The 22,971-nt window shown below is 56.3% G+C and carries 22 protein-coding genes; 14 read left to right on the top strand and 8 right to left on the bottom strand.

The window, feature by feature from the left end; genetic code table 11:
* Positions 1 to 20: 20 nt before the first annotated feature.
* Both hmeg3_RS12570 and hmeg3_RS25190 read right to left on the bottom strand, forming a co-directional pair.
* A complete protein-coding gene (locus hmeg3_RS12570) occupies positions 21 to 767 on the bottom strand; it encodes a sulfite exporter TauE/SafE family protein (protein WP_094564016.1) in 747 nt (248 codons plus the stop codon).
* A 49-nt stretch (positions 768 to 816) separates the two neighbouring features.
* Positions 817 to 2,322 (bottom strand): PLP-dependent aminotransferase family protein, encoded by a 1,506-nt coding sequence (locus hmeg3_RS25190; protein ID WP_094564015.1) that lies wholly within the window; start codon positions 2,320 to 2,322, stop codon positions 817 to 819.
* Between the two features lie 160 nt (positions 2,323 to 2,482).
* Between hmeg3_RS25190 and hmeg3_RS12560 the strand changes: the two genes are divergently transcribed.
* Positions 2,483 to 3,247 carry a GNAT family N-acetyltransferase gene (locus hmeg3_RS12560; RefSeq protein ID WP_094564014.1) on the top strand — a complete coding sequence of 255 codons (765 nt, stop codon included), beginning with the start codon at positions 2,483 to 2,485 and terminating at the stop codon, positions 3,245 to 3,247.
* Positions 3,248 to 3,289: 42 nt separating this feature from the next.
* On the top strand, positions 3,290 to 4,201 hold the full coding sequence (locus hmeg3_RS12555; RefSeq protein ID WP_094564013.1) for a DMT family transporter: 912 nt from the start codon (positions 3,290 to 3,292) through the stop codon (positions 4,199 to 4,201).
* A gap of 73 nt (positions 4,202 to 4,274) precedes the next feature.
* Here the strand turns inward: hmeg3_RS12555 and hmeg3_RS12550 are convergent, their stop codons facing one another.
* The gene (locus tag hmeg3_RS12550) at positions 4,275 to 5,222 is read right to left on the bottom strand and encodes an alpha/beta fold hydrolase (RefSeq protein WP_094564012.1); all 948 of its coding nucleotides are present in this window, start codon (positions 5,220 to 5,222) and stop codon (positions 4,275 to 4,277) included.
* 168 nt (positions 5,223 to 5,390) lie between these two features.
* Between hmeg3_RS12550 and hmeg3_RS12545 the strand changes: the two genes are divergently transcribed.
* Positions 5,391 to 6,287 (top strand): LysR family transcriptional regulator, encoded by an 897-nt coding sequence (locus tag hmeg3_RS12545; protein ID WP_094564011.1) that lies wholly within the window; start codon positions 5,391 to 5,393, stop codon positions 6,285 to 6,287.
* A 168-nt stretch (positions 6,288 to 6,455) separates the two neighbouring features.
* Positions 6,456 to 7,724: an alanine transaminase gene (alaC, locus tag hmeg3_RS12540; protein WP_094564010.1), complete on the top strand. Its 1,269-nt coding sequence runs from the start codon at positions 6,456 to 6,458 to the stop codon at positions 7,722 to 7,724.
* Here the strand turns inward: alaC and hmeg3_RS12535 are convergent.
* Positions 7,687 to 8,136 (bottom strand): CopD family protein, encoded by a 450-nt coding sequence (locus hmeg3_RS12535; RefSeq protein ID WP_198361875.1) that lies wholly within the window; start codon positions 8,134 to 8,136, stop codon positions 7,687 to 7,689. The two genes, alaC and hmeg3_RS12535, sit on opposite strands and share 38 nt — an antisense overlap.
* A gap of 249 nt (positions 8,137 to 8,385) precedes the next feature.
* On the opposite strand from hmeg3_RS12535, the gene hmeg3_RS12530 reads away from it, so the two are divergent.
* The 3 genes from hmeg3_RS12530 (at position 8,386) to hmeg3_RS12520 (ending at position 10,906) form a co-directional block, all read left to right on the top strand.
* Entirely contained in the window at positions 8,386 to 9,243 is an 858-nt protein-coding gene (locus hmeg3_RS12530) for an MOSC domain-containing protein (RefSeq protein ID WP_094564008.1), read from the top strand.
* Positions 9,244 to 9,377: 134 nt separating this feature from the next.
* The gene (locus tag hmeg3_RS12525; RefSeq protein WP_094564007.1) at positions 9,378 to 10,523 is read left to right on the top strand and encodes a branched-chain amino acid ABC transporter substrate-binding protein; all 1,146 of its coding nucleotides are present in this window, start codon (positions 9,378 to 9,380) and stop codon (positions 10,521 to 10,523) included.
* A gap of 71 nt (positions 10,524 to 10,594) precedes the next feature.
* Positions 10,595 to 10,906, top strand: a complete 312-nt coding sequence (locus hmeg3_RS12520) for a hypothetical protein (protein WP_094564006.1) — start codon at positions 10,595 to 10,597, stop codon at positions 10,904 to 10,906.
* A 264-nt stretch (positions 10,907 to 11,170) separates the two neighbouring features.
* Here hmeg3_RS12520 and hmeg3_RS12515 read toward each other — a convergent pair whose 3' ends face one another.
* From hmeg3_RS12515 to galU, 4 genes are all read right to left on the bottom strand, one after another.
* Entirely contained in the window at positions 11,171 to 11,710 is a 540-nt protein-coding gene (locus tag hmeg3_RS12515) for a hypothetical protein (RefSeq protein WP_094564005.1), read from the bottom strand.
* A gap of 155 nt (positions 11,711 to 11,865) precedes the next feature.
* Positions 11,866 to 12,627 carry an alpha/beta fold hydrolase gene (locus tag hmeg3_RS12510; RefSeq protein WP_094564004.1) on the bottom strand — a complete coding sequence of 254 codons (762 nt, stop codon included), beginning with the start codon at positions 12,625 to 12,627 and terminating at the stop codon, positions 11,866 to 11,868.
* Positions 12,624 to 13,619, bottom strand: a complete 996-nt coding sequence (locus hmeg3_RS12505; RefSeq protein ID WP_094564003.1) for a M14 family zinc carboxypeptidase — start codon at positions 13,617 to 13,619, stop codon at positions 12,624 to 12,626. Before hmeg3_RS12505 ends, hmeg3_RS12510 begins: the two co-directional genes overlap by 4 nt.
* Before the next feature lie 291 nt (positions 13,620 to 13,910).
* Positions 13,911 to 14,855, bottom strand: a complete 945-nt coding sequence (gene galU, locus hmeg3_RS12500) for a UTP--glucose-1-phosphate uridylyltransferase GalU (protein ID WP_094564002.1) — start codon at positions 14,853 to 14,855, stop codon at positions 13,911 to 13,913.
* 601 nt (positions 14,856 to 15,456) lie between these two features.
* Between galU and hmeg3_RS12495 the strand changes: the two genes are divergently transcribed.
* From hmeg3_RS12495 to hmeg3_RS12470, 7 genes are all read left to right on the top strand, one after another.
* A complete protein-coding gene (locus hmeg3_RS12495) occupies positions 15,457 to 15,708 on the top strand; it encodes a GlsB/YeaQ/YmgE family stress response membrane protein (RefSeq protein ID WP_094564001.1) in 252 nt (83 codons plus the stop codon).
* A gap of 237 nt (positions 15,709 to 15,945) precedes the next feature.
* Positions 15,946 to 16,320: a hypothetical protein gene (locus hmeg3_RS12490; protein ID WP_094564000.1), complete on the top strand. Its 375-nt coding sequence runs from the start codon at positions 15,946 to 15,948 to the stop codon at positions 16,318 to 16,320.
* Positions 16,321 to 16,497: 177 nt separating this feature from the next.
* Positions 16,498 to 18,165, top strand: coding sequence for a phosphoglucomutase (alpha-D-glucose-1,6-bisphosphate-dependent) (gene pgm / locus hmeg3_RS12485; RefSeq protein WP_094563999.1), 1,668 nt, complete (start codon positions 16,498 to 16,500; stop codon positions 18,163 to 18,165).
* A gap of 229 nt (positions 18,166 to 18,394) precedes the next feature.
* Positions 18,395 to 18,571, top strand: a complete 177-nt coding sequence (locus hmeg3_RS24960) for a hypothetical protein (protein WP_198361697.1) — start codon at positions 18,395 to 18,397, stop codon at positions 18,569 to 18,571.
* 159 nt (positions 18,572 to 18,730) lie between these two features.
* The gene (locus tag hmeg3_RS12480; RefSeq protein WP_232511632.1) at positions 18,731 to 19,219 is read left to right on the top strand and encodes a hypothetical protein; all 489 of its coding nucleotides are present in this window, start codon (positions 18,731 to 18,733) and stop codon (positions 19,217 to 19,219) included.
* A gap of 248 nt (positions 19,220 to 19,467) precedes the next feature.
* On the top strand, positions 19,468 to 20,745 hold the full coding sequence (locus hmeg3_RS12475) for a sodium:proton antiporter (protein WP_094566307.1): 1,278 nt from the start codon (positions 19,468 to 19,470) through the stop codon (positions 20,743 to 20,745).
* A 221-nt stretch (positions 20,746 to 20,966) separates the two neighbouring features.
* Positions 20,967 to 22,634 (top strand): methyl-accepting chemotaxis protein, encoded by a 1,668-nt coding sequence (locus tag hmeg3_RS12470; RefSeq protein WP_198361696.1) that lies wholly within the window; start codon positions 20,967 to 20,969, stop codon positions 22,632 to 22,634.
* Positions 22,635 to 22,971: the final 337 nt, after the last annotated feature.

Here is a 22,971-nt window from a genome sequence, read left to right as displayed (position 1 = left end):
TGCGCTGACCTGCGCTGATATCAGGCAAGCAATTTCGGGATCGACGAGACGAGTAGCGCAAAGCCCGACAAGGTCAACAGACTCAAGACGATCTTGCGAAAGGTGGCTTCACTGATACCGAGATAGAGACGGGTTCCCAACAGCGTTGGAATCAACATCGCCGGCGCGACGATGCCGAACATCGGCAACATCTTGCGCGTAACAATGCCGCTGAAAATATAAATCGCCAGAGTGACAACCTGCATGCTCAGGTTGAAGTTCTGGATCACGGACCGTTGCTCGTCCTTGTCCAGCCGGCGCAGATTGCACCACAGCGTAGGAATGACACCGCTGAATCCACCGATACCGCCCATGATGCCTCCCATGACACCGATCACGCCATCGGCGGCGCGTCCGCCGAATTTGACGGGCGGCATTCTGGGAATCAACAACATTGTTGGACACCAGATCGCCAGAAAGACGCCCAGAAACAGCTTGAACATGTTGGCGTTGAGCAGAGGCAAAATGAACACGCCGATCGGGATCCCGATCAGGCCGCCCAGCACAAATGGCAGCAAACGTTCCAGCTTGAACCCGCGCCGCACTGAAAACACCGCCAGTACTTGTCCCAGCAACGAGCCAAACACCACCAGTGCGGCCGCCACCATCGGATCAATAGTCCAGACCCAGAAGGACATGGCCACTAGTCCGAAAGCAAATCCCGACAAGCCCTGAACGAAGCCGGCAACCATCGCGCCGACGGCGATGATCAGAATCGTTGAATCCATGTGTTATGTCCGCCCTTTGGTTTTTGCGTCGTTTTCGTCAGCCTTGGCTTCAACATCCACGCCACGCTTTTGCCAGCGCTTTAATTGCGTCGACAATCGCGGCCTCATCGGCGCCGCCAAAGCCCATGACAAGCCCGGCGCTGTTGTCGGCGCTGTTGTCGGCGTTGTCCTGATTCACGACATCGGGAAGCCAGAAGCGCGTCAACGCATCGATTTCCACCCCTGCGCGCGCCGCTTTTTCAATCATGTCTTCTTGTTGCGCGACCGAAGGCAGGCGCACCGTGCAATGCAAACCGGCATCAATCTGCGGCAAAACAAGGCCGCCCGGCCGGATGCGATCCCAGGCTTCGGTCATCGCGTCTCGGCGTGCCCGGCTGGCGCGACGCATGCGGCGCACGTGGCGCTGAAAATGCCCCTGTGCGATGAATTCCGCCATCACCGCTTGTTCGGATACGGACGAGTGACGGTCGTATTGCATGCGCAGATTGATCAGCGTGTTCGCCAACGCCGGCGGCGCCACGATATAACCCAGCCGCAAGCCGGGGAAGGCGATCTTGGAAAACGTGCCCATGTACAGCACGCGTCCGCTGCGATCCAGTGATGCCAGCAAGGCCAGCGGCGTGCCGCTGTAGCGATACTCGCCGTCGTAGTCATCTTCGAGGATGTAACTCTGATTGGCTTCTGCCCAGGCAAGTAATTCCAGCCGGCGCGCCAGCGATAGCGTTACCCCGCTGGGATACTGATGCGAGGGCGTGACATAGGTCAGGCGGATGTCGCGATGTGCGTGCAGCTCTTGTGCAATCAGGCCTTCGGCATCAACGCCGATGCCGACGACTTTGCCGCCCGTCAGGGTCAATGCTGATGCTGCGCGCGGATAGCCAGGATTTTCCATCGCCGCCAGATCGCCGGGGTTGAGCAGCAACTGGGCACACATGAACAGCGCCTGTTGAGTGCCGGCGGTGATGATGATCTGATCCGGGTCGCACACGAGGCCGCGCGCATTGCGCAGATAACCTGCCAGCATTTCGCGCAGTTGTGGATCTCCGGCCGGGTCGCTGTAACCGATATGGCTCTCCGGCGTACGCCGCCAGAAATCCGCTTGTAGCCGCGTCCACACGTCGCCAGGAAACAAATCCAGCGCGGGTACGCCGAGACGGAACGCACGTGGCTTACCGGGCTGCGGCAGGAGTTTTGCATGCGTGGCGACACGTTGTCCCAGCGCGGACAGGCGCGGCTTGATATCGGCCTTCACGGGTGTCGGCGTTTTGGGAATGTCGGTGGCAGGCGCGGAGACATAAGTGCCATCGCCGACACGCGCGCTGATGTAGCCCTCGGCATATAGCTGATCGTAGGCGCGCACGACCGTTGTACGAGAAACCTTGAGTGCCTGTGCCAGTTCGCGCGTGGTCGGCAGCTTGGCCTGGCGGTCAATCTGGCCATCAAGTATGCGGTCGCGCAGGCTCTGATACAGCTGCACCGCCAATCCCTTGCCGGGAGCGAGGTGCATCCCTGTGGGGTCGAAAGGGAAAGGGGAGGTGTGCAGGTTGTTTTGCATTGGTTTGCTAAAAATACTGATTATTGGCTCTTTTGGAAGACCAAATTTATCATTAATCTGTGGGCTCCAGTGCAGATTCGTGCGGATTAATTCAACAATTTGATCGTTCGTTTTCCTTATTTCCAACTCTTCTATTTCCTGCGCAGCGTCTCCATCACCTATGACAACATCTACCGCTCTTCACGCCTGTAACGAATTCGGCCAGCCGGTCGGCCTGCCGTTGATCGACTGGACGCCCCGCCAGTTGCCGCCGTCGGTACCTATGGTCGGCCGCTATTGCCGTGTCGAGCCAATCAAGCCTGAGCTGCATGCGGAGCAGTTGTTTGAGGCCAATGGCGACGATGCAGGCGGCAAGAACTTTACGTATCTGTTTGCCAATCCACCGTCCAGTTTTGCTGAGTATCGCGAATGGGTTGAAAAGATGAGTGTCAGCAAAGATCCCATGATGCACGCCATCGTTGATCTGGAGAGCGACCGCGCGGTAGGCGTAGCGTCGTTCATGCGCATGGATCCGAACTTCGGCGCCATTGAAGTGGGCAACATCAATTTTTCGCCGCGTCTGCAGCGCACACGGGCCGCCACCGAGGCGATGTTTCTGATGATGCGCCGCGCATTCGACGAGTTGGGTTACCGCCGCTATGAATGGAAGTGCGACAGCCTCAACGCACCATCACGTGCAGCCGCGCTGCGTTATGGTTTCACCTTTGAAGGCATCTTCCGAAATGCGGTGGTGTACAAGAATCGCAGCCGTGACACGGCATGGTTTTCCATCACGGACGGCGAATGGCCGCAGGTCAAAAGCGCGTTCGAGCACTGGCTCGATCCGGATAACTTCGATGCCCAAGGCTCCCAGCGCGACAGTCTGGGCACGTTGATGGCGCGTCATCGCCAGGCCGGCAGCGGTACTGAAAAAACTGCCGCATAATTGCGTCTTCCGTGTTGCCCGAAATGAAATAACAAAGAAAATATGCGCGAATCAAGCTTGTCATCCCGCCAGGCGATCCTGTTGCTCGGCGTGGTTGTCATCATCTGGGGTACAACCTGGCCGGTCAATAAAGCCATCCTGCATTACATGTCGCCGATCTGGTCGACCGCCATACGTTCATGTATCGGCACCGTGGTGTTGTTGATCTTGTGCCTTGCGCGTGGTCGGCTGATCTTGCCGCAGCGTGGAGATCTGCCGGTAGTGTTCAGCGTCGGTTTGCTGCACATGACGGCGTACTCCATTCTCGGCAATGTCGGCATGCAGCATGTCGCGGCGGGGCGTTCTGTCGTGCTGGCTTACACCACCCCAATGTGGGTGGCTCCCTGTGCGCGCTTGTTTTTGGGCGAGGCATTTACGATGCGGCGTGCTATCGGAACGGTGTTCGGGTTGCTGGGACTGGTACTGATTTTTAACCCGCTGGCGTTCGATTGGGGCAATCAGGCGTCGGTACTCGGTAACGGACTGATCTTGCTGGGCGCGATGTTCTGGGCTGCGAGCATTCTGTACGTGCGCGGTCACCGCTGGATCGGCCAGCCTTTCGATTTGCTGGTATGGCAGGCGTTGACGGCAAGCTGCGTGCTGGTACCGTGCGCTTGGCTGTTCGAAGGTCCGCCGCAGGTCGATTGGAGTGCGCAGGTGATCGGCCTGCAGCTCTACAGTGCAACCTTCGGTATTGCGATTGCCTACTGGGCGATCAACAAGGTGAATCAGGCGTTGCCGGCGATGACGACTTCACTGGGCCTGTTAGGCGTGCCGGTGTTCGGCATTGTGTGTTCGTCGCTGGCGCTGGGTGAGCAGCTGGAGTTCAGTCTGGTGGCCTCGATGGCGCTGATTATTATCGGTATTGCCATTGGCGCATTGCCGGAGCGACGCGCATCGGCGACCACAAGCTGAATCCAAAGCTGAATCCAAAGCTGAATCCAAAGCTGACCACGAGCCGTCAGTAAATTTGGGGGTGTTCGCCGTATCAGGCGGCATCCTCCTGATCGGCGGCGTCTTCCATCTGCTTCGCTTCTTCCATGACGCGCGCGGCGGGCCAGTGTTGCAGTTCGCGCCGGCGGTGCAGGCAGCTATCAAGCCACTGCAGCGTCTCCATCCAGAGACTGTCTCGAAAGCGGTCATGAAAAAAGGAGAAGTGACCGATCTGTTTCAGATGCAGATCGCCGGGCGTCAGACTGACCAGGGTGCGATCGCTGTTGATGTAATAGTCGAGCAGGCGTGTCACCGCAGCCGGCGTGCCGAACGGATCGTCACTGATCGTGTAGGCCAATGTCGGGCAGCCAAGCAGAGGAAAGTACTGCACACGGTCAGCATCCGGATGTTCCAGCCGGGCACGGCGAAACGCCCATTCATACGCTACGCCTGCCGGTAAATCCTCGAGCCAGCCCAGTGCGCTACCGGGAAAGTAACCGAGCAGTGTCGTCAGCAGCGGCATCGCCACATGCCATTTCAGGAACATTTTTCGCCTTGACGCTTGCGCGTAGTCGCACCAATAGGCGAACTGCGCGCCGACAATGAGCATGCGGTCAATGCGCCAGGAGGAGGGCGCATAACCCGGCATGACGCCGCCGATGCTGTGGCCGACGACATGCAGTTCACTATCGGGAAAATTGTTGGCAGCCCATTGCAGGATGCCCTCAAAGTCCTTGTTGCCCCAGTCAAATTTGCCGGCTTTGAGCTTGCGCAACGAGGCCGGCCGCGAAGCACCGATGCCACGATAGTCCCACGTCAGCGCCAGGTAACCATGATCCGCAAGAAAGCGGGCATAGCGCGCATAGTAGGCCGCCTTGACGCCGGTGGCGCAGTTGATGATCGCCAGCCGTTCCGGACGTGGTGAATCATCAGCGTAGTACAGCGTTGCCCCTAGTGAATAACCGTCGGTGGCAGGGATGTGGATGTTGGATTCGATTTGCATGAAGTGTGTTTGAGTGAGGCACCATAAATAAGCCACGTCTTACCCTCATTGTAGGAAGCGAAACTGTTTCGCATAAGCTATGCTGACTTCATCAATTTGTTGAAGTTAATTCACCAATATATTCAATCAATATATTCAATCAATATATTCATCAAAAAGCGTGCCGCCATGAACCTCGATGCCAATTCATTGATCATTTTTTGCCATGTCGCCAAAGCCGGCAGCCTGAGCAAGGCGGCCAAGGCGTTGAGCCTGTCACGGTCGGCGCTGAGCCATCGCATCAAGGCCATAGAAACCCGGCTGGGCTGTCAGTTGCTTATGCGCACCACGCGCAAGGTCGGGCTGACGGAGGCGGGTTATCGGCTGGCGGCACATGCCGACCGCATGGCCGACATCCTCAAGGATGCCAACATGCTGGCGCACGGTCTCAACGAAGATACGAGTGGATTGGTGCGCATCTCCGCACCGCTGGCGCTCGGCGCGGTGTGGCTCAAGCCTTTGCTGATGTCCTATATGCAAGCCAATCCCCGCGTGCAGGTCGACTTGCGTTTTAGTGAACAAGCCGTTGATATCACCAGTGATCCTGTCGATCTGGCGATTCGTGTGGCGTCTCAACTGCCGGAAAATGTTGTTGCCCGCAAGCTGTTCGGTATTTCATGGAAGCTCTGCGCCAGCCCCGATCTGGCCGGACGGTATGCTGCAGAGTTGGCGGCCGGCGATCTTCAGGCGATTCCGCTGGCAGGCTTTGCACGCAGCAGGCAATTCGTGCAACCGCTGATTCAGCACGCTGGCAAGAAACTGCAATGTCCGACCGAGCCGGTGCTGCTATCGAACGACCTGGATGTCGTGCGCGAGTCAGTGAGACGCTCGCTGTGCATGGCGGTGATGCCCGATTATTTTGTCAGTGAAGATATCGCGGCGGGGCGTCTGGTCGATCTCTATCCGGATACGCGGGTTGATGTCGGCTTCGGTGAACAAGTCTACGCATTGCATCTGCCGGGACGTTTGCTGCCGGCACGGGTACGCAGCCTGATTACATTTTTGGCGCAGGAAAGCGCCACATGATATGAGTGAGAATGGTATGACTGTTGAGTTTTTCTGGACGATCCGATGCCTTGTTATTTTTATGCGCAGGGGCTTCCCAAGGACGAAAAATTTGACGTAGAATCGTCGACGGATCTCTCTGATCCAACGTCGCTCGGACGGTTCCGGGCGCTCACGTGAAAGTACAACATGACTCAATCCCGCAGTCCGCGCAGCTTTGCGCGCATCGATCGTCTTCCCCCCTACGTTTTCAATATCACCGCCGAGCTCAAGATGGCTGCGCGCCGCCGTGGTGAAGACATCATCGACATGTCGATGGGCAATCCCGATGGCGCCACGCCGAAGCATATCGTTGAGAAACTGGTCGAGGTAGCACAACGCCCCGACACGCATGGTTATTCCGCGTCCAAAGGTATTCCGCGCCTGCGCCGGGCGATCACGCATTGGTACAAGAGCCGCTACGATGTCGACTTCAATCCTGACAGTGAAGCCATCGTCACCATCGGCTCCAAGGAAGGCCTCGCGCATCTGATGCTGGCGACGCTGGACAAGGGCGATACCGTGCTGGTGCCGAACCCCAGTTATCCGATTCATATCTACGGCGCCGTGATTGCCGGTGCTGATATTCGCTCGGTGCGCATGAGCCCCGATGTCGATTTTTTCGCCGAGCTGGAACGCGCGATTCGCGAGAGCTATCCCAAGCCGAAGATGATGGTGCTCGGATTTCCCTCCAATCCGACTGCGCAATGCGTGGAACTGGAATTCTTTGAGCGCGTGGTCAAGCTGGCGCGAGAACACAATATTCTCGTCGTGCATGATCTGGCGTACGCCGATATCACCTTCGACGGCTGGAAAGCACCATCGATCATGCAGGTAGAAGGCGCGCGCGACGTTGCCGTGGAATTTTTTACGCTATCCAAGAGCTACAACATGGCCGGCTGGCGCATCGGCTTCATGGTCGGTAACAAGGAGTTGGTGGCGGCATTGGCGCGTATCAAGAGCTACCATGACTACGGCAGTTTCACCCCGGTGCAGGTTGCGGCGATTGCCGCGCTGGAAGGGGATCAGCGTTGTGTGGAAGAGATTCGTGCCAACTACGAAAGCCGCCGTAATGTATTGGTCAAAGGCTTGCACGAAGCCGGTTGGATGGTGGATATACCGAAGGCATCGATGTATATCTGGGCGCGCATTCCGGATGCGTATCGCCATCTCGGGTCGCTGGAGTTTTCGCGTCAACTGCTCGAAAAAGCCAAGGTCTGCGTCTCTCCCGGCATCGGCTTTGGTGAGTATGGCGACGACTACGTCCGCTTTGCATTGATCGAAAACGAATCACGTATTCGCCAGGCCATCCGCGGCATCAAGTCGATGTTGCGCGGTGAAAAGACCGGCGCGGGTGAAAAGCCCGCGCCGACCGTGACGGTCAAACCAAAAAGACCGGGCCCAGCGCACCAAGGGTAATCACGACCAGGCCGAGAATCAGGTTGATGCCGACGATGCGTCGGATTTGCGCGAGCGCCGCACCGCCGGCGCTCCAGTCTTCTGCTGCGACGGCGCGTTTGAGGCGTTTGAACGGTGCAAAGAATACGTGCGCAAAGATCAGCATCATCAGGATGCCGAGTCCTGCCATGGCTGAGACATACAATGGTGGCTTACCCAACTGCGCCATCATGTGCAGGCCGCTCGCCAATATCAGCAGGATCGACAGCCATACCCAGGGGAAGAACTTTGCGAATACGCCTGCCCAGAGCGTCAGACGCTGCGGTGGTTGTAGTACGGCGCCGGCGACCGGTCGCAGGCATTGGTAGGCGAAAAACATGCCGCCGACCCAGATGGTAAAACCGAGGATGTGCAAATACTTGGCAAAAAGCATCATGGCAGAGAAAATCCAAAGTGTTGAAAAAGGCGGTGGATGGCGAGGGCGGTTTGCTTAGTCAGTTAATTCTTGTTTCACCGCATGTTCCTGCTATATCGCACCAGCGAACCTGGATTGTCGCACGGCATGTCGGGCGCGGCTTGATACGCTACTATTTTGGACGGGGGCGGGGATGGCGTTCACCTTTTTGGGTGGCTTGTGTTGATTGCAGCAGATAAAAGTAAAAAACGGTAAGGATCGTATTTCATGGCCACACTGAGTGCGCTGCACATCTATCCCATCAAATCTTGCAGTGGCATCGATCTGTCCGAAGCGGGCATCAGTGAGCTGGGACTTGCTCTGGACAGGCGCTGGATGCTGATTGATCGTGACGGGCGATTTTTGACACAGCGCGAGTATTCGCTGATGGCCACCGTCAAGACGGCGTTGAGCGACCATGCATTGATCGTGCGGGCACCCGGCATGCCGGAACTTAGCTTGCCGCTGGAACCAGCTCCCCTTGCCGTGACATTGTCCGCCAGCATCTGGGACTATCCCGTACAGCCGCTGGATTGTGGTGAGCGGGTGCATGAGTGGTTCTCCTCCTATTTCGGAGCGGATGCCAGACTGGTTCAATTCAATCCGGCAGAGCAGCGTATCTGCAGCCAGAAGTGGACCGGCGACGCGGTCGCCACGACACAGTTCTCGGATGGTTTTCCATTGCTGGTGGTAAGCGAGGCGTCGCTGGAGGATCTGAATCAGCGCATGAAAAAGAAAGGTGCGCCGGCAATTCCGATGAATCGCTTTCGTCCCAACCTGGTCTTGTCGGGGCTGGATGCCTACGAAGAGGACTACATTGATACCTTGACGCTGGGCGAACCGGGCAATGAAATCGTTCTCAGAATGGTCAAGCCGTGTGCCCGTTGTCCGGTGCCGGGAGTCGATCAGGAAACGGGTCAGGGCAGCGCAGAATGGCCTAACGAGCCGCTGGATACCCTGGCAACCTATCGCGCCAACGACCGCGTGGACGGTGGCCTGACGTTTGGACAGAACGCCATTGTCATCCAAGGGCACGGCAATATTTTGCGCGTTGGGCAAGAAGCGCATATCGAGTTGAATTTCTAGAACGTATTTCATGTACATTTCTTGCCGCTGTCTGCGACAGCGCAGGCATGGAACTTGCGGCATGCTCTCTGACGATCGGTTCGTACGATCTGGATGCATACAGGACTATGGTTAAGAATCTGGGGATTGCAAGAATGAAACTGCTGGATTCTTTGAAGTTGCTCGGCCTCGGTGCAACGATGTTGTTGTCGTTGCACGCGATGGCGGCAGACAAAACAGTATTGATCGGTTACGCAGCGCCCTTGAGCGGCGCATCCGGCTCCATCGGCGCCAGTCTTGTGCACGCCGCGGAGATCGCGGTGGAGGATGTCAACAAGCAAGCCATTTACATCGATGGCGACAGGCTGGTGTTCAAGTTGCTGACGCAGGATGATCGCTCTGACCCGCGCACAGGTTTGCTGGTCGCCGAATACTTCGTCAAAAGCGGCGTCGCGGGCGTGATCGGTCATTGGAACTCGGGTGTCGGCATTCCGGCCTCACAGATCTACAAGAATGCGGACATCGTGCAGATCGCTCAGGCGACAACAGCACACGCTTACACGGAACAATCGTTTCCGACAACGTTTCGCATCGTCCCGCATGACGATGAAGGCGCCAGCTACACCGCAGAATATGTGGTGCACCAGATGAAGTCGCAACGCATTGCCATCATCGACGACCAGACACCATTTGGCGCAGGCTACGCCAGGCATTTTGCGCAAATGGTCGAGTCGCTCAAAGGCAATATCGTCAGCCAGTTCGGCGTAAGCAGCCGTACCTCTGATTTCAATGCCGTACTCCGTAATATTCAGAAGCAGAATCCAGACGTCGTCTTCTTCGGCGGACTCGACGCGCAAGCGGGGCAATTGGCGAAAGAACTGAAACGATTTGGCATCAAGGCGCCGCTGGTCAGCGTCGGCGGCACGGTCGGTGCGCAGTATCTGAATATTGCCGGCGAAGCGGGCAACGGTACCGTCGCGCTGGAGCCGGGGCCGCCTTCGTACAAGGGAGCGCCATGGCAGCAATTTGAGCGGGCCTACAAGAGCAGATTCGGCAGCGACATGGGGTTGTATGCGCCATTCTCCTATGATGCGGTGCAAGTACTGGTCGCGGCGATCAGGCAAGCCAATTCACTGGATCGTCTGCGCGTCATTGCTGCCATGCATCAGATTCGTCACAATGGATTGACCGGTGCGATTTCTTTCGATGCCGAGGGTAATCTGGCCAATCCTGTTTTTACGATCTTCGAGGTAAAAAATCAAAAATGGGTGCCGCTTAAAGTCATCAGTGGTAAAAAATGAAGCGCTCACCATACCGCGCCGGAAAGATACGGTGACATAATCGGGATTCCATTTTTTGCTCGTCCAAACTCATGCCTATCATTCGTGTCATCACTGCCGTCAACTACAACAAACAAGGCAACGTGCAATACGTGCGCTGGGGATTGGCAAATACCGATACCAATCGATGGGCGGTTGCGCCAAGCGAAAGCCACGTCATTCACGTTCTTGAGGCCCTCAAGTACGGGGAAGAAGTCTGGACGGTATTTGTCGATGGCGACAAAGTCCTGCCCGGTCCACGCGTCCAAGCCGTCAAAGTTCATCCCGGATTAAAAACCCTCGCGCTGATGCATACGGAAGGCGAAGAGCAAGGGCATACGCTGGAGCGCATGGCGGTGTTCTGAAGGTTTTTGAAGCAGTTGCGAGCATGCTGATCAATACTCAGTCATACCTGACAATACCAACCATCATTAAGCAATGATGGCTTCAATACCGTGGTTGCTGACGGTGGCTGCGCTCTACGTTCCAACAAGCAATGGCTGGCGAAGGGAGCTACGAAGGAGACGGAAGGAAGCCGGGACTGAAACGGCAGGGGTGCTGCGAAGGATTTAGTACAGAAGTTGCCTCCGAAAACGCCATCGGCATCTTCGGAGGGATGGCAGAACGAATTACTTCTTCGGACGGCCGACTTTCAATGGCGTCAGGCCTGCCAGCAGCGTCTTCAGCTTGCCGGTTTCCAGATTCTTGATCAGCGATACGCCGATGCGCAGCAGGTCGCTCTTCTTGATTTCAAAACCCGCCTTCAGGCAAGCCTTCTTTACTTGGCTCAGGACTTCATATTCGGTTTCAGGCATTGTGAAGCTATCGCGGACTTGCTTGATCTTCTTGAGCTTCACTTCTGTTTTCTTTTCGGTCTTGGCGACTGCCTTGACTGCGGCTTTTGCCAAAGGGGCAAGCGGCTTCTTCAGTGCTGGCGCGATAGCGTTGGTAGCGGCTTTCACGGCGGGCTTTTTAACGATCTTGGTCTTGGCCGCAACAGCTGCTTTAGCAGGTGCAGTCACTTTTTTTGCGACGACTTTTGCGGCAGGTTTTGCAGTAACTTTTGCAGCGACAGCAGTTGGCTTGATTGCCGGCTTAACTGCGGGTTTAGCCGGCTTCGCTGGTGTTGCGCGCACAGCTGTTTTTGCTTGAGGTTTTTGTGTTGCCATGGTTGCTCCTGAATAAATAATATAAACAATATATATTCTTTTAACGTATTGCGCAATCGTAAAACGTACTACTGGCTTGATTTCAAAGAGATTTCCGGTTTTTCTTTCAAGTGAAAATAAATGTAATCGTTAACATCGCCATATGAACATCCTCATCATGCCTTGTCCATCATCGGCGCTGCCCAGACGTGAATTTGCTGAGCAACCCACACCGGTTCATCTAACGGCAGATCATGCCCGCCCGTGTCATGTACCCGCAGCGGTGCTTGCCAAGACCGTGACAGCGCTGCGGAACAGCGTGGATTGACGAGCTTGTCGGCGCCGCCGCACAGAATCAACAGGGACGCTCGTGGCGCTTGTTGTGGCGCGCTGTACCGCATTGCGGCCAGAAGCTGGCGCAGCGCATTTTCCCGATCGACAGGTTGTTCGCGCAAATAATGCATCCATTCACTGAGCAGGCTGGCCGGCGAGTGACGATTGCTGGTGAGGCGAAGTATTGTGCGTTCACGCGTTGCGGCATCAGGATTGCCCAAGGCAAGCCTCATCAGCGCTGGGTAGTTGCCTGGCCGCAGGCGTTGATAGAACGGGCTGAAAGGCCGCAGGCTGGTATTGATCAGCACCGCCTTGTCGATTTCGTCCGGATAGCGTGTACTCCAGTCGCAAGCCACCATGGCACCCAAGGATAGGGCGAGGAGATTAAACGGCGGCGCGATGCCGCGTGCCGTGAGTTGCCCGCGACAAGCTTCAGTCATCTCCTGTACGGTGGACGGACTGCGTTCCCGATACAAACTGCCATTGCCCGGAAGATCCAGCATGACGATTTCCGCATCCGGGAAATAGCCGGATAAAATCTGCGGAAACGCTCCCCAATGACGCGTCTCGCGCATCAGGCCGCGCAGCAAGATCCACGGCGTCATGCGCCCGTCACCCTGATCGGCGTGCTGCCGTCTTCGCCGGGTAGCCAATGTTTGTGGGCGCAGGCCGCGCGGGTCAAAAAATCAAACCAGACCAAATGGCTGCGAAGCACCCGTTGCAAGCGATGTGGCGCATTGGGGTTGAACATGCCGGTGCGTGAAAACAGCTGACGAGGATTTTTCTTGACCCAGCGCCAGGACCCCATTTCCAGCGTGAGCGGCAGAAAGACATTATTGGTTTCCGCCGCAGTTTGCATGTAGAGGTAATCCCATAAATCGCCGTGGGTCAGGTATTGCAGACTCTGCGGTTCGAACAGATAGTTGTGGTCGGCGTAGGTCTGGCTGAAGAGATCCTTGAGTGCTTCGATTTGCGGCATATGGCGTATCGGCTGCGAGCTGTGCGCAAAGGGAAACCATATCCGGTCCTGCAAGCCGAAACCGGAGTGGCAATCCAGCGCAACGCTGAATGCGCGACTGCTCAACTCTTCCCGGACGACGTCGCACAGCGCTTGTGCTTCGGCCTCCATCGGCGCATCGGCCGCACCGCGATACCATGGCAGGCGGGCGCTAAAGCGCTGGCCGCCAAGCAAAAAAGGGACTTTTTCGAGAGAGTCAACCGGCGCATTGCGCATCAGGTCGACCCCGCTGGTATTGCAACGGGTGTTGTTCCACATGCCGGCCGGATTGACCAGCGGCATGAAGATCAGGCGTACCGATTCAAGTTGATGATGCAGCACCTTGTCCCACTTGAGGCGGCCGAGCAGGCTGCGCAGGAAGGCCAGCAGGATACGTGTGCCGATACGTTCCAGCCCGTGTACTCCGCCGAAGAAGCCGACTGCCGGCGCGGAAGGATCCTTGCTGCCGATACTCAGTACATATACCGGAAAATGCCGTCCCTTGAATTCGACGTTGCAGGCGGAGCGCGCCTCAAGCCATGGCGCACCTGCCTGAATGATGCGTTCCAGTTCGGTCAGTTCGGGTAGCTTCAGATCCATGCGCTTGCCGGCTCCATGCACTCAACGAGGTGTGGCGTATTCTTGCATAGAATTGTCGCCGCAAAATGACAGTATTGTTTTATTTGCAGCAAACTCGCGGCAAAGAAATACAGGCTTTGCGTAACGAAGGAAAAAGGAACCTGTCTCCGTCACTTTTGCGGCGACGGCAGACAGGCCAAGAGGGGGAAGGTGAAATGAAAAAACTGCAACTGCACGGGGACTGCATTACAAAAAACTAGGTGAGCGACAAAAGCTCGACTACGTGTTCAGCGATACAGATTTGATCTGTACTCAGGCGATCTTCGCCAGACGAACCGGCGGTTGAAGCACTTCCTGAGCCTCTTCATCCGCGGCCTGCACTTCACGCAGATATTGGGAAAACTCCTCGCCGACTTCGGGATGCTTGGCGCCCATGGCAACCGTCGCCTTCAGATAGCCCAGCTTGGAGCCGCAGTCGTAGCGTTGACCGTCGTAACGATATGCCAGCACGGTTTCGCTTTGCATCAGGTCGGCAATACCGTCGGTCAGCTGGATTTCGCCGCCGGCGCCTTTGCCGATATTTTCCAGGTGTTCAAAAATCGCAGGCGTCAGCACATAGCGTCCGACTACCGCTAACGTTGACGGTGCAACGTCCGGCGCCGGCTTTTCAACGATGCCGCTGATGACGTCCAGGCGATCACTATGCGGGCTGTCGGCATCCGTGCTGACGATGCCGTATTGTTTGGTTTCGCTGCGTGGCACGTCTTGCACAGCGAGCAGGCTTTTTTGTTCCTGCTCGAAGACATCGATCATTTGTCCCAGGACGTTCTTGCCGTTTTCCGGTGCATCCATGAAATCATCTGCCAGGACGACGGCAAATGGTTCGTCGCCGACCAGCGATTTTGCGCAAAGCACGGCGTGGCCCAGGCCGAGAGGAGAGGACTGGCGGATGTAGACGCAATTAATATGTTTGGGGATGACATTGCGGGCAAATTCCAGCAGTTTAGTTTTGCCTGCAGCTTCGAGTTCAGTTTCCAGCTCATAGGCTTTATCGAAATGGTCTTCGATGGCGCGCTTGTTACGTCCGGTGATGAAGATCATTTCGGTAATGCCGGCTTCCACGGCTTCTTCCACGGCATATTGAATCAGCGGCTTGTCGACAATGGGCAGCATCTCTTTAGGCTGCGCTTTGGTCGCCGGCAAAAATCGGCTGCCGAGACCTGCGACAGGAAAGACGGCTTTGGTGATTTTTTTCATGATGTTTGTTCCTTGGTAAATACCGGATCAGACCGGAAGAAAAATCGACGCCAGTGGGCTTTAACTCAGTGTTCAACTCAGTTAAAACTATCTGGCACGCCTACATTCGTTTTTTGCTGTGTTTATTTTTTCATTAATCTGCATTGGCGGAATTTTTTCCCCTATGCGACTTGCGCAAAGACACCAGCATTGCGCACGAGTGGAATAAAGGCGCGGCGCTAGGACAGGCCTGGCTGAGAAAGCTTGCCGCAAACAGCGGCCATGAGGCGCTCTTGTCGAGTCCATCATGAGCAGTGTGCGTTCGCCGTTGGATCCGTTCGTTTTGCTCTTGCATGTTGTTTTCCCCATTCAGATTAATTGGATCAAGCTTAAAAAAACGCCCATTCTTTGGCTATAGGAAACATTCCTTTTGATTTGTAGGAATAAGTGAGGAGTGCAGGGACGCAGGAGATCGCCGCAAAGTCGCAAGAGTGCGCGGCTTGCCGCTTGTCCTACAAGGGAATTGGCCGCTGTCCGATATGGCGGGACGGCAACGGCAAATAATATTCTTCCAGCTGCGCAATCCGGCGGCGTTCAAAAAAATAACTCTGAAAGGAACATCATGTCTCACGGAATCATTGCCTGGCTGGTCATCGGCGCCATCGCAGGCTGGCTGGCAGGCGTACTCGTCAAAGGCGGCGGCTTCGGCTTGCTGGTCGACATCCTGGTCGGCATCATCGGTGCATTCATCGGCGGCTGGCTGGCAGGCTTGTTCGGCGTGGGCGTGGGCGGCGGCATCGCAGCTTCCATCGTCACCGCCACCATTGGTGCAGTCGTCCTGCTGCTGCTGTTGCGGCTTGTACGGCGAGCGTAACGACGTGCAATAGGACGTAGGACGGACAAATAGAGGGGCGCAAGAGGGGTGTACTCTCTGTGCATCACCGTGATGTACATCCATCTGCCCCTTTAAAAAACCGGCGCGCTACCACATTTTAAAAAGCACGTACAGCTAACAGAAAACGAACGTTGTCACTCATCTATCGTCCGTTTTCAAGATCTCGTGTACATTTGAATTCATGCAGAAGATTCCTTCATTGCGGGAGTGAAGATCATGCAGACCACAGCACATACCGACAGACCCAGGTCAGTCCATTCCTCCGGCGTATCGGCCCAGTCGATACAGACGGCTCAAGCGGCTCATACTGCGCGCACCGCATCCAGCGTGCCGCAGCCGTATCAGCCTAGCCAGCCGCATGTATTGACGGATGATCTCAAAGCACAACTGGCTGAAGAGAATCAGCGTCGACGCGCAAATCTCTACCCCAGACTGGCCCAGACGCTGGCGACCATTGAGCCGAGCAGCGTGCCGCAGAGCTATTCGGAGCAGCGCGCTATGTCTCTGCAAGAACTGGCTGCCGCCAATAAGGCGAGACGCAACAGATTGCGTGAGACTGGTTACGCGGTATCTACGCCAGAGATGGCATAGCCCTTCATTGCTGCGCGGAGTTGCCGCGCTTACAATAGCGAACCTGAGACGTCATTCATCGATGACGGCGCGACGGTGCATTCGTATGCAGTCATAGCTGTACCTATGCGAACTGTCGCGTCATCTCCTTATCTTTTATACCCAAGAAACAAAAGAAACAGCAGGCAAACGATAAACATGAGCAGCATCAGTCCTCTGGCCGGTCAACGCGCCGATACGTCTTCCCTGGTTAACTTACCTGTGCTGGTCAGCAGCTATTACAGCCTGCATCCTGATGCCGGCATTGCCGCGCATCAGGTCGCCTTCGGCACCTCGGGGCATCGCGGCAGTTCGCTGACATACAGCTTCAATGAATGGCACGTGCTGGCGATCACGCAAGCCATTTGCGATTACCGTGCCGAGAACGGTATTACCGGCCCCTTGTTTCTGGGTATCGATACCCATGCCTTGTCGGCCCCCGCTTTTTCCAGCGCATTGGAAGTGCTGGCGGCCAATGGTGTCCAGACCATGATTGCGCGGAGTTCTCCATACGGGTCACCCTACACACCGACGCCGGCCGTGTCGCATGCGATTCTCATGCACAATCGCGCACATCCTTCCGCTCTGGCGGACGGCATCGTCATTACGCCATCGCACAATCCTCCTGACAACGGCGGTTTCAAGTACAACACGCCTAACGGTGGGCCGGCCGATACCAACGTCACCAACTGGATCGAAAAACGCGCCAACGTCTTTTTGCGTGATTCTGTGCGCACGGTCAAACGCATGACATTCGATCGCGCTTTGCGCGCGTCAAGTACGCACCAGTACGATTATCTGGAAACCTACGTCAACGACTTGTCCAACATCATCGATCTCGCCGCGATCCGCGATGCAGGCATCAGCATCGGAGTCGATCCTCTCGGCGGAGCCGGCGTGCATTACTGGGACGCGATCGCAGACCGCTATGATCTGAAACTGGAAGTCGTCAATCGCGAAGTCGACCCGACGTTCCGTTTCGTCCCGCTGGACTGGGATGGACAAATCCGCATGGATCCTTCATCGCAATATGCGATGCGTGAATTGATTTCGCTCAAGGATAGATTTGATATCGCCTTTGCCTGCGACACCGATCATGATCGCCACGGTATCGTCACCAGGAGTGTCGGCCTGATGCCGTCCAACCATTATCTGTCGGCGGCGGTTTCCTATTTGTTCCAGCATCGCCCCGACTGGCGCGCCGAAACAGGCGTTGGAAAAACCCTGGTCAGCAGTCAGATGATCGATCGCGTGGCGGCACAATTGCAGCGGCCCTTGCAGGAAATGCCGATCGGCTTCAAATGGTTTGTGCCAGGTTTGCAGGACGGTAGCCTGGGCTTTGGTTGTGAAGAGAGCGCCGGCGCTTCGTTCCTGCGGTTTGACGGCACACCATGGAGCACAGACAAGGACGGCATTACCGCCGCGTTGCTCGCTGCAGAAATGACGGCGCGCACCGGTCGTGACCCGGGAGAAATTTATCAGGGCCTGACGCAGCAATTGGGCCTGCCATGCAACGGTCGCATCGAAGCTGCAGCGACGCCGGAACAGAAGAAACTATTGTCCGGCTTGTCTTCCGACAACGTGCATTCAACCGAACTCGCAGGTGAAAAAATTCGCCAGATTCTCACCACTGCACCAGCCAACGACAAGGCTTTCGGCGGGGTGAAAATCATCAGCGACAACGGTTGGTTTGCGGCCCGTCCGTCCGGCACGGAAAATATCTACAAGATCTACGCAGAGAGCTTCCGCGATGAGGCACATTTGGACAGTATCTTTGCTGAAGCGCAGCAGATTGTCACTGACGCGCTCGCAGCCGGAACTGCATGAGTTAATTCAGACTTACCCTTGATTCGACCACATCGGTAGTGCGTGGTCTTGCGCGGCGGCATGAGATTTTCATCATCTCATGCCGCCGTTTGTCATTGCTGACGTGGTTTTTCTTTTTCATTCCCATTCCTCCTACACCTGAATAGGTGCCTGTCCTGCTGGCACGGGGTGCTGGCTTGCCTAAGATGAAGCTGTAATTCGTTTTTAGACGGCTTTAAAGGAGAGCATCATGCCAAGAGGCGATAAATTTTCCTACACCGATAAACAAAAACGTCAGGTTGCCCACATCGAAGAGAGCTATGAAAAGCGCGGCGTCAGCCACAAAGAGGCAGAGCGGCGCGCTTGGGCAACGGAAAACAAAATATCCGGAGGTGGACGCAAATCCGGTTCCGGCCGCAAGCACTAAGGTGCTGCGTACTCCTATTTCGACAGGCGGTTCAGAATGTTTGCAGACAGCATGATCCTGCACGCAATGGCAGAGGCGCAGAGTGAACAGTCCGGAGCCGCTACGGCCCCGGCTTCGGCCGTTCCACCGGGCGGCGAAAATCCAGTCAAGGAGAGCACCATGCCTACGCAAAAACAGATGCAGCAAGACGCACCGCAAAGTCAGCAGCAGGAACAGTCAGAACAGCAAGCCTTGCATGTCCAAAAGGACGTGCAAGAAACAGCTCCCGCAAAGCCATACACGGATCCGCTCGGACGTCCGCGCTACCAGGGAACGCCGCGCTTCACAGACCAACAGGTTGGTGGCGATCTGACCGGCGACGAATCCGATGCACGCGACGACAATTATGTTGAAACCGGCTCGGGGCAGAATACACGCGACGTGTCCGCGCATGCAGATCGTCTGCCTGCCGCGTCTGCAGAATTGCTGCGCTCGATTGCGGTATCGACTGACATCAAGGGCGATCTCAAAGAACCTCTCAGGCCGCCGGTGAGCGAGCAGCGTGCATCAGTAGAACCGGAGCCGGATGGCACGGAAGACCCCGGCTCAAATGCCGATGATGGACTGGTGCCCCGTAAAAAAGATGGCAGCGCATCCGAGCAGCACTAAGCACATACCAGGAGCCGTCAACAGCGACAACTAGTCGATACGACGCCCGCGCAGCCAAGAGCTTGCTCTGACTTTCATTTTCTCTCCGGCAGCTGACATCCGCGCATGTCAGCTGCCATTTTGTTTGTGTCGTTTGTCGTCTTTTTTAGTGTTTTGCATCGTCTGCGCCCAGTGTTTAACTCAGCCGGAGATCGCTCATCGACATCCCTACCGTATATTTTTTGATCGCCGGCGTGTTGCTGACGTTCATGGTGTTTCTTGAATCGGTACTGGAGAAGTTGCCGTTCAACGCCGCCATGTTGTACTTGCCAATAGGCTGGCTGCTCGGGCCTGCCGGAGCAGGCTTGATCCATATCGATCTGCGTGCACATGCGGATGTGCTTACGGTCATCACGCGCGTCGCATTGCTGTTGTCGTTGTTCACCGTGGGGTTAAAGTTGCGCGTGAAGTTTCGCGGCAAGGGAAGTCGCTTGTGGTGGCTGCCGCTGCGGCTTGGCGCGTTGTCGATGCTCATTACCGTGCCTTTACTGGCCATCAGCATTACCTTCCTGTTCAATCTGCCGTTTGCGGTGGCGATGCTGCTGAGCGCCATTCTTGCGCCGACCGATCCGGTGCTGGCTTCCGATGTGCAGGTGAAGAATGTCGACGATCCCGATCAGTTGCGCTTCAGTCTGAGCGGCGAGGGCGGTCTTAATGACGGCAGTGCTTACCCTTTCGTTATTCTCGCGTTGATATTGCTCGGTGTAACCGACGAGATCGCGCAGGTTAATCATTTCGGCTGGTTTGTGCTCTGGGGTGTGGTAGCCGGTATCGGATGCGGCGCCTTGTTTGGTTGGGCAATGTCGCGTCTGGTGCTGTTTGCGCGTCAGCGATTCGGCCTGGCGCTGGGTATGGAAGAGTTCATGGCCATCGGCATCATCATGCTGTCGTATGGTGTTGCTGAGCTGGTGCACGGTATCGGCTTCTTGTCGGTATTTGCGGCAGGTTTGGCGATGCGACAGGTGGAGTCAGCCAGCAGCGGCGATAAGCCGGCCGGAGAACTGATTGCCGCTGCCGAGGACAGCGGCAAGTCTGCCGCCGCCATTCATCCCGAACAGGCTCCGGTTTATCTGACCGAGACGGTGCTCGGCTTTAATCAGCAATTGGAGCATTTCGCAGAGTTCTTCATGGTGCTGTTGATGGGCATCCTGTTGTCGGAATTTGGCATTTCGGGTGAGGGCGTCTTGATCGCCGGTTTGTTGTTCTTCGTTGTCCGGCCGATTGCCGTCGGCCTCGGCTTGCTCGGATCGGATACCGAAACCTCACATCGCTGGCTGATCGCCTGGTTCGGTATTCGCGGTGTCGGTTCGCTGTATTACCTCTGTTTTATTTTGCAGTTCTGGCACGACAAACTCAATGTTCGCATCGCGCAGGATGTGCTGACCGTGTTGGCGCTATCCGTACTGCTTCACGGCATTTCGTCGGCACCGCTGATGCATCTGTATTGGCGAAAACGTGTCAAATCCGGTGCAAAGCCGGAGTTGTGAAGTAATAAAACTACATTTACTACATCAACATTTTTTACTTTGCCTCAGCCGCTGGCTCAATAAAAATGCTGATTTACGCAGGAAAAAGCTAGAAGCAAATCCATCTCTGTGCCAGAATCATTAAAAAAAATATAGTAAAACTACATAAAATGGGTCGGCGAAGATTGTTCTTGAAGCAATTTGCGCAAATTCCCGGCTTTGCACAGAACAGGAGACTCCGTATGACATTTTCCCGCCTTCGGATTGGCCAGCGTTTGTCGCTTTGCTTTGGCGTCATTCTGGTATTGATGGCGGCGGTGACGGCGCTGGCAGGATGGTCGGCGCATCGCGCTCAGCAGCAGCTGGCGGCGGCATTGAGTCATACCAACGGCAAATCCGAAATCGCCGCATTACTGCGTCAAAGCCTGTTTCGTCAAGGCCAGGCCGCCCGCAACGTCGCCACGCTGACCGATCTCAATGCAATGCAAAAAGAGATGGCGCGCATCGGTGCCGAGCGCAAGAGCTATCGCGCCAACCAGGCCGCCTTGATCCAGCGTGGCGTGAGCGCGGAGGAGCAGGCCGTCATCAACGACATGGATGGCTATGACCGCCGCAGCGAACCGTTCATCAAGCAGGCGGAAGAGTTTGTTGCCGGCTTCAATGCCGGGCAGGCGACCAAGTTGCTCAACACCGAAGTCGCGCCGCTGCAAAATCAATGGCTGGAAGCTATCGACAAGCTGGTGAAGTTGGAGCAAAGCCAGATCCAGCGTGATCTGGACGACTTTGCCGCCAGCGGAAGGCAAACCACCATGGCAACCATTGTCATCTGCGGTGTCGCCATGCTGCTGGCCGCGTTGGTGGCGTGGCGCCTCAATCGCAGCATCACGCGCCCGCTGAATGACGCAGTCAATCTCGCCAGCCGGGTTGCCGCAGGAGATCTCACTGCCCACATCACCGAGGGTGGCAGGGACGAAACCGGCCAGTTGCTGGCGGCTTTGGGGCGCATGAATCAAAGTTTGCTGCAAACCGTCAGTGAAGTGCGCGACGGTACGCAAAGCATCTTCCGTGTGTCGCAGCAAAACGCTGCCGGCAATACCGATCTGGCGGCGCGTACGGAAGCGCAGGCCGGCTCGTTGCAGCAGACCGCAGGCGCCATGGCAGAACTCACCGATATCGTCAGCCGCAATGCGCAGCAAATCGGCGAAGCCAACCGGCTCGCGCAATCAGCCGCCACGGTGGCTTCGCGCGGTGGTGACATCGTATCGTCAGTGGTCGGCACCATGACGGCGATCAAGGATAGTTCACGCAAGGTGGTGGACATCATTTCGGTCATCGACGGCATCGCCTTCCAGACCAATATTCTGGCGCTGAACGCGGCGGTGGAGGCGGCGAGGGCGGGTGAAACAGGTCGTGGCTTTGCCGTGGTGGCAACGGAGGTGCGCCATTTGGCCATGCGCAGTGCGGCCGCCGCCAAGGAAATCAAAGTGCTCATCGGTGACTCGGTTGAGCGCATTGACGCCGGCAGCAGGCAAGTTGATGATGCCGGTCAGACCATGCGTGAAATCGTTGATTCAGTCGAGCATGTCGTCGGCATCATGGATGAAATCGCTGCCGCCAGCGACGCACAAAGTCATGGCATCGCCGATCTCAATCAAGCCATTACCCAGATTGACACCGTTACGCGCACCAATGCCACTCTGGTGGCACAGGCCGCGGTGGCGACCGCCGATATGCAAGAGCAGGCACATAAATTGTGGGGCGCCGTGAGTGCCTTCCGCGTCGGCGAAGAGTCGGCTGGTTTGCATGAAGTGGAAGGCGGGCAGGTTACGCTGAACAGCTTGCCGACTGCGCCTGTTGCGACAGGTTTGCCGCATCGGGCAATGCCGCTGATTTCCACCGCGCTTGTCTGATCGCGAAAGCGGCAGTAGTTGCAGCAGTTGCAGCAGTTGCGTTAGTTGCAGTAATTGCTGCCGGTAGCCGCTGTAGTGGCAACTGCTTCAGCAATTGCTGCAGCGGTTCAGCTTTTCTTCAGATGTTCTGATCATTCTTCCTGCGTGTGGCCGGCGGCGTAAGAGTTGATGAAGCCCGAAAAAGTGTTTGTCCTATACGCAGCGAGCGTGTGAGCGCGTAGCCTGACGATGTGTCGCCGCCCGTCGACGCTTTCGTCGGCGTTGGCTCGTGCGTCATTGCATCATCGTATCCACTGATGCGTCAGAAAGGACATTCCATGCACAAGCCACAAGATAT

This window comes from Herbaspirillum sp. meg3 (genome assembly GCF_002257565.1).
In the GTDB taxonomy this organism is placed as follows: domain Bacteria; phylum Pseudomonadota; class Gammaproteobacteria; order Burkholderiales; family Burkholderiaceae_D; genus Herbaspirillum.
Note: the sequence above shows the minus strand (reverse complement) of the source record. Positions and strands in the feature narration are given on the sequence as shown.

What these genes read in the sequence shown, in the direction of transcription:
- hmeg3_RS12515 (WP_094564005.1), bottom strand. Translation starts at nt 11,710, where the DNA reads ATGGCAACACAAAAACCTCAAGCAAAAACAGCTGTGCGCGCAACACCA.
- hmeg3_RS12555 (WP_094564013.1), top strand. Translation starts at nt 3,290, where the DNA reads ATGCGCGAATCAAGCTTGTCATCCCGCCAGGCGATCCTGTTGCTCGGC.
- alaC (WP_094564010.1), top strand. Translation starts at nt 6,456, where the DNA reads ATGACTCAATCCCGCAGTCCGCGCAGCTTTGCGCGCATCGATCGTCTT.
- hmeg3_RS12490 (WP_094564000.1), top strand. Translation starts at nt 15,946, where the DNA reads ATGCAGACCACAGCACATACCGACAGACCCAGGTCAGTCCATTCCTCC.
- hmeg3_RS12495 (WP_094564001.1), top strand. Translation starts at nt 15,457, where the DNA reads ATGTCTCACGGAATCATTGCCTGGCTGGTCATCGGCGCCATCGCAGGC.
- hmeg3_RS12535 (WP_198361875.1), bottom strand. Translation starts at nt 8,136, where the DNA reads ATGCTTTTTGCCAAGTATTTGCACATCCTCGGTTTTACCATCTGGGTC.
- hmeg3_RS12530 (WP_094564008.1), top strand. Translation starts at nt 8,386, where the DNA reads ATGGCCACACTGAGTGCGCTGCACATCTATCCCATCAAATCTTGCAGT.
- hmeg3_RS12520 (WP_094564006.1), top strand. Translation starts at nt 10,595, where the DNA reads ATGCCTATCATTCGTGTCATCACTGCCGTCAACTACAACAAACAAGGC.
- hmeg3_RS25190 (WP_094564015.1), bottom strand. Translation starts at nt 2,322, where the DNA reads ATGCAAAACAACCTGCACACCTCCCCTTTCCCTTTCGACCCCACAGGG.
- hmeg3_RS12550 (WP_094564012.1), bottom strand. Translation starts at nt 5,222, where the DNA reads ATGCAAATCGAATCCAACATCCACATCCCTGCCACCGACGGTTATTCA.
- hmeg3_RS12525 (WP_094564007.1), top strand. Translation starts at nt 9,378, where the DNA reads ATGAAACTGCTGGATTCTTTGAAGTTGCTCGGCCTCGGTGCAACGATG.
- hmeg3_RS12560 (WP_094564014.1), top strand. Translation starts at nt 2,483, where the DNA reads ATGACAACATCTACCGCTCTTCACGCCTGTAACGAATTCGGCCAGCCG.
- hmeg3_RS12470 (WP_198361696.1), top strand. Translation starts at nt 20,967, where the DNA reads ATGACATTTTCCCGCCTTCGGATTGGCCAGCGTTTGTCGCTTTGCTTT.
- pgm (WP_094563999.1), top strand. Translation starts at nt 16,498, where the DNA reads ATGAGCAGCATCAGTCCTCTGGCCGGTCAACGCGCCGATACGTCTTCC.
- hmeg3_RS12570 (WP_094564016.1), bottom strand. Translation starts at nt 767, where the DNA reads ATGGATTCAACGATTCTGATCATCGCCGTCGGCGCGATGGTTGCCGGC.
- hmeg3_RS12545 (WP_094564011.1), top strand. Translation starts at nt 5,391, where the DNA reads ATGAACCTCGATGCCAATTCATTGATCATTTTTTGCCATGTCGCCAAA.
- hmeg3_RS24960 (WP_198361697.1), top strand. Translation starts at nt 18,395, where the DNA reads ATGCCAAGAGGCGATAAATTTTCCTACACCGATAAACAAAAACGTCAG.
- hmeg3_RS12475 (WP_094566307.1), top strand. Translation starts at nt 19,468, where the DNA reads ATGGTGTTTCTTGAATCGGTACTGGAGAAGTTGCCGTTCAACGCCGCC.
- hmeg3_RS12510 (WP_094564004.1), bottom strand. Translation starts at nt 12,627, where the DNA reads ATGACGCCGTGGATCTTGCTGCGCGGCCTGATGCGCGAGACGCGTCAT.
- hmeg3_RS12480 (WP_232511632.1), top strand. Translation starts at nt 18,731, where the DNA reads ATGCCTACGCAAAAACAGATGCAGCAAGACGCACCGCAAAGTCAGCAG.
- galU (WP_094564002.1), bottom strand. Translation starts at nt 14,855, where the DNA reads ATGAAAAAAATCACCAAAGCCGTCTTTCCTGTCGCAGGTCTCGGCAGC.
- hmeg3_RS12505 (WP_094564003.1), bottom strand. Translation starts at nt 13,619, where the DNA reads ATGGATCTGAAGCTACCCGAACTGACCGAACTGGAACGCATCATTCAG.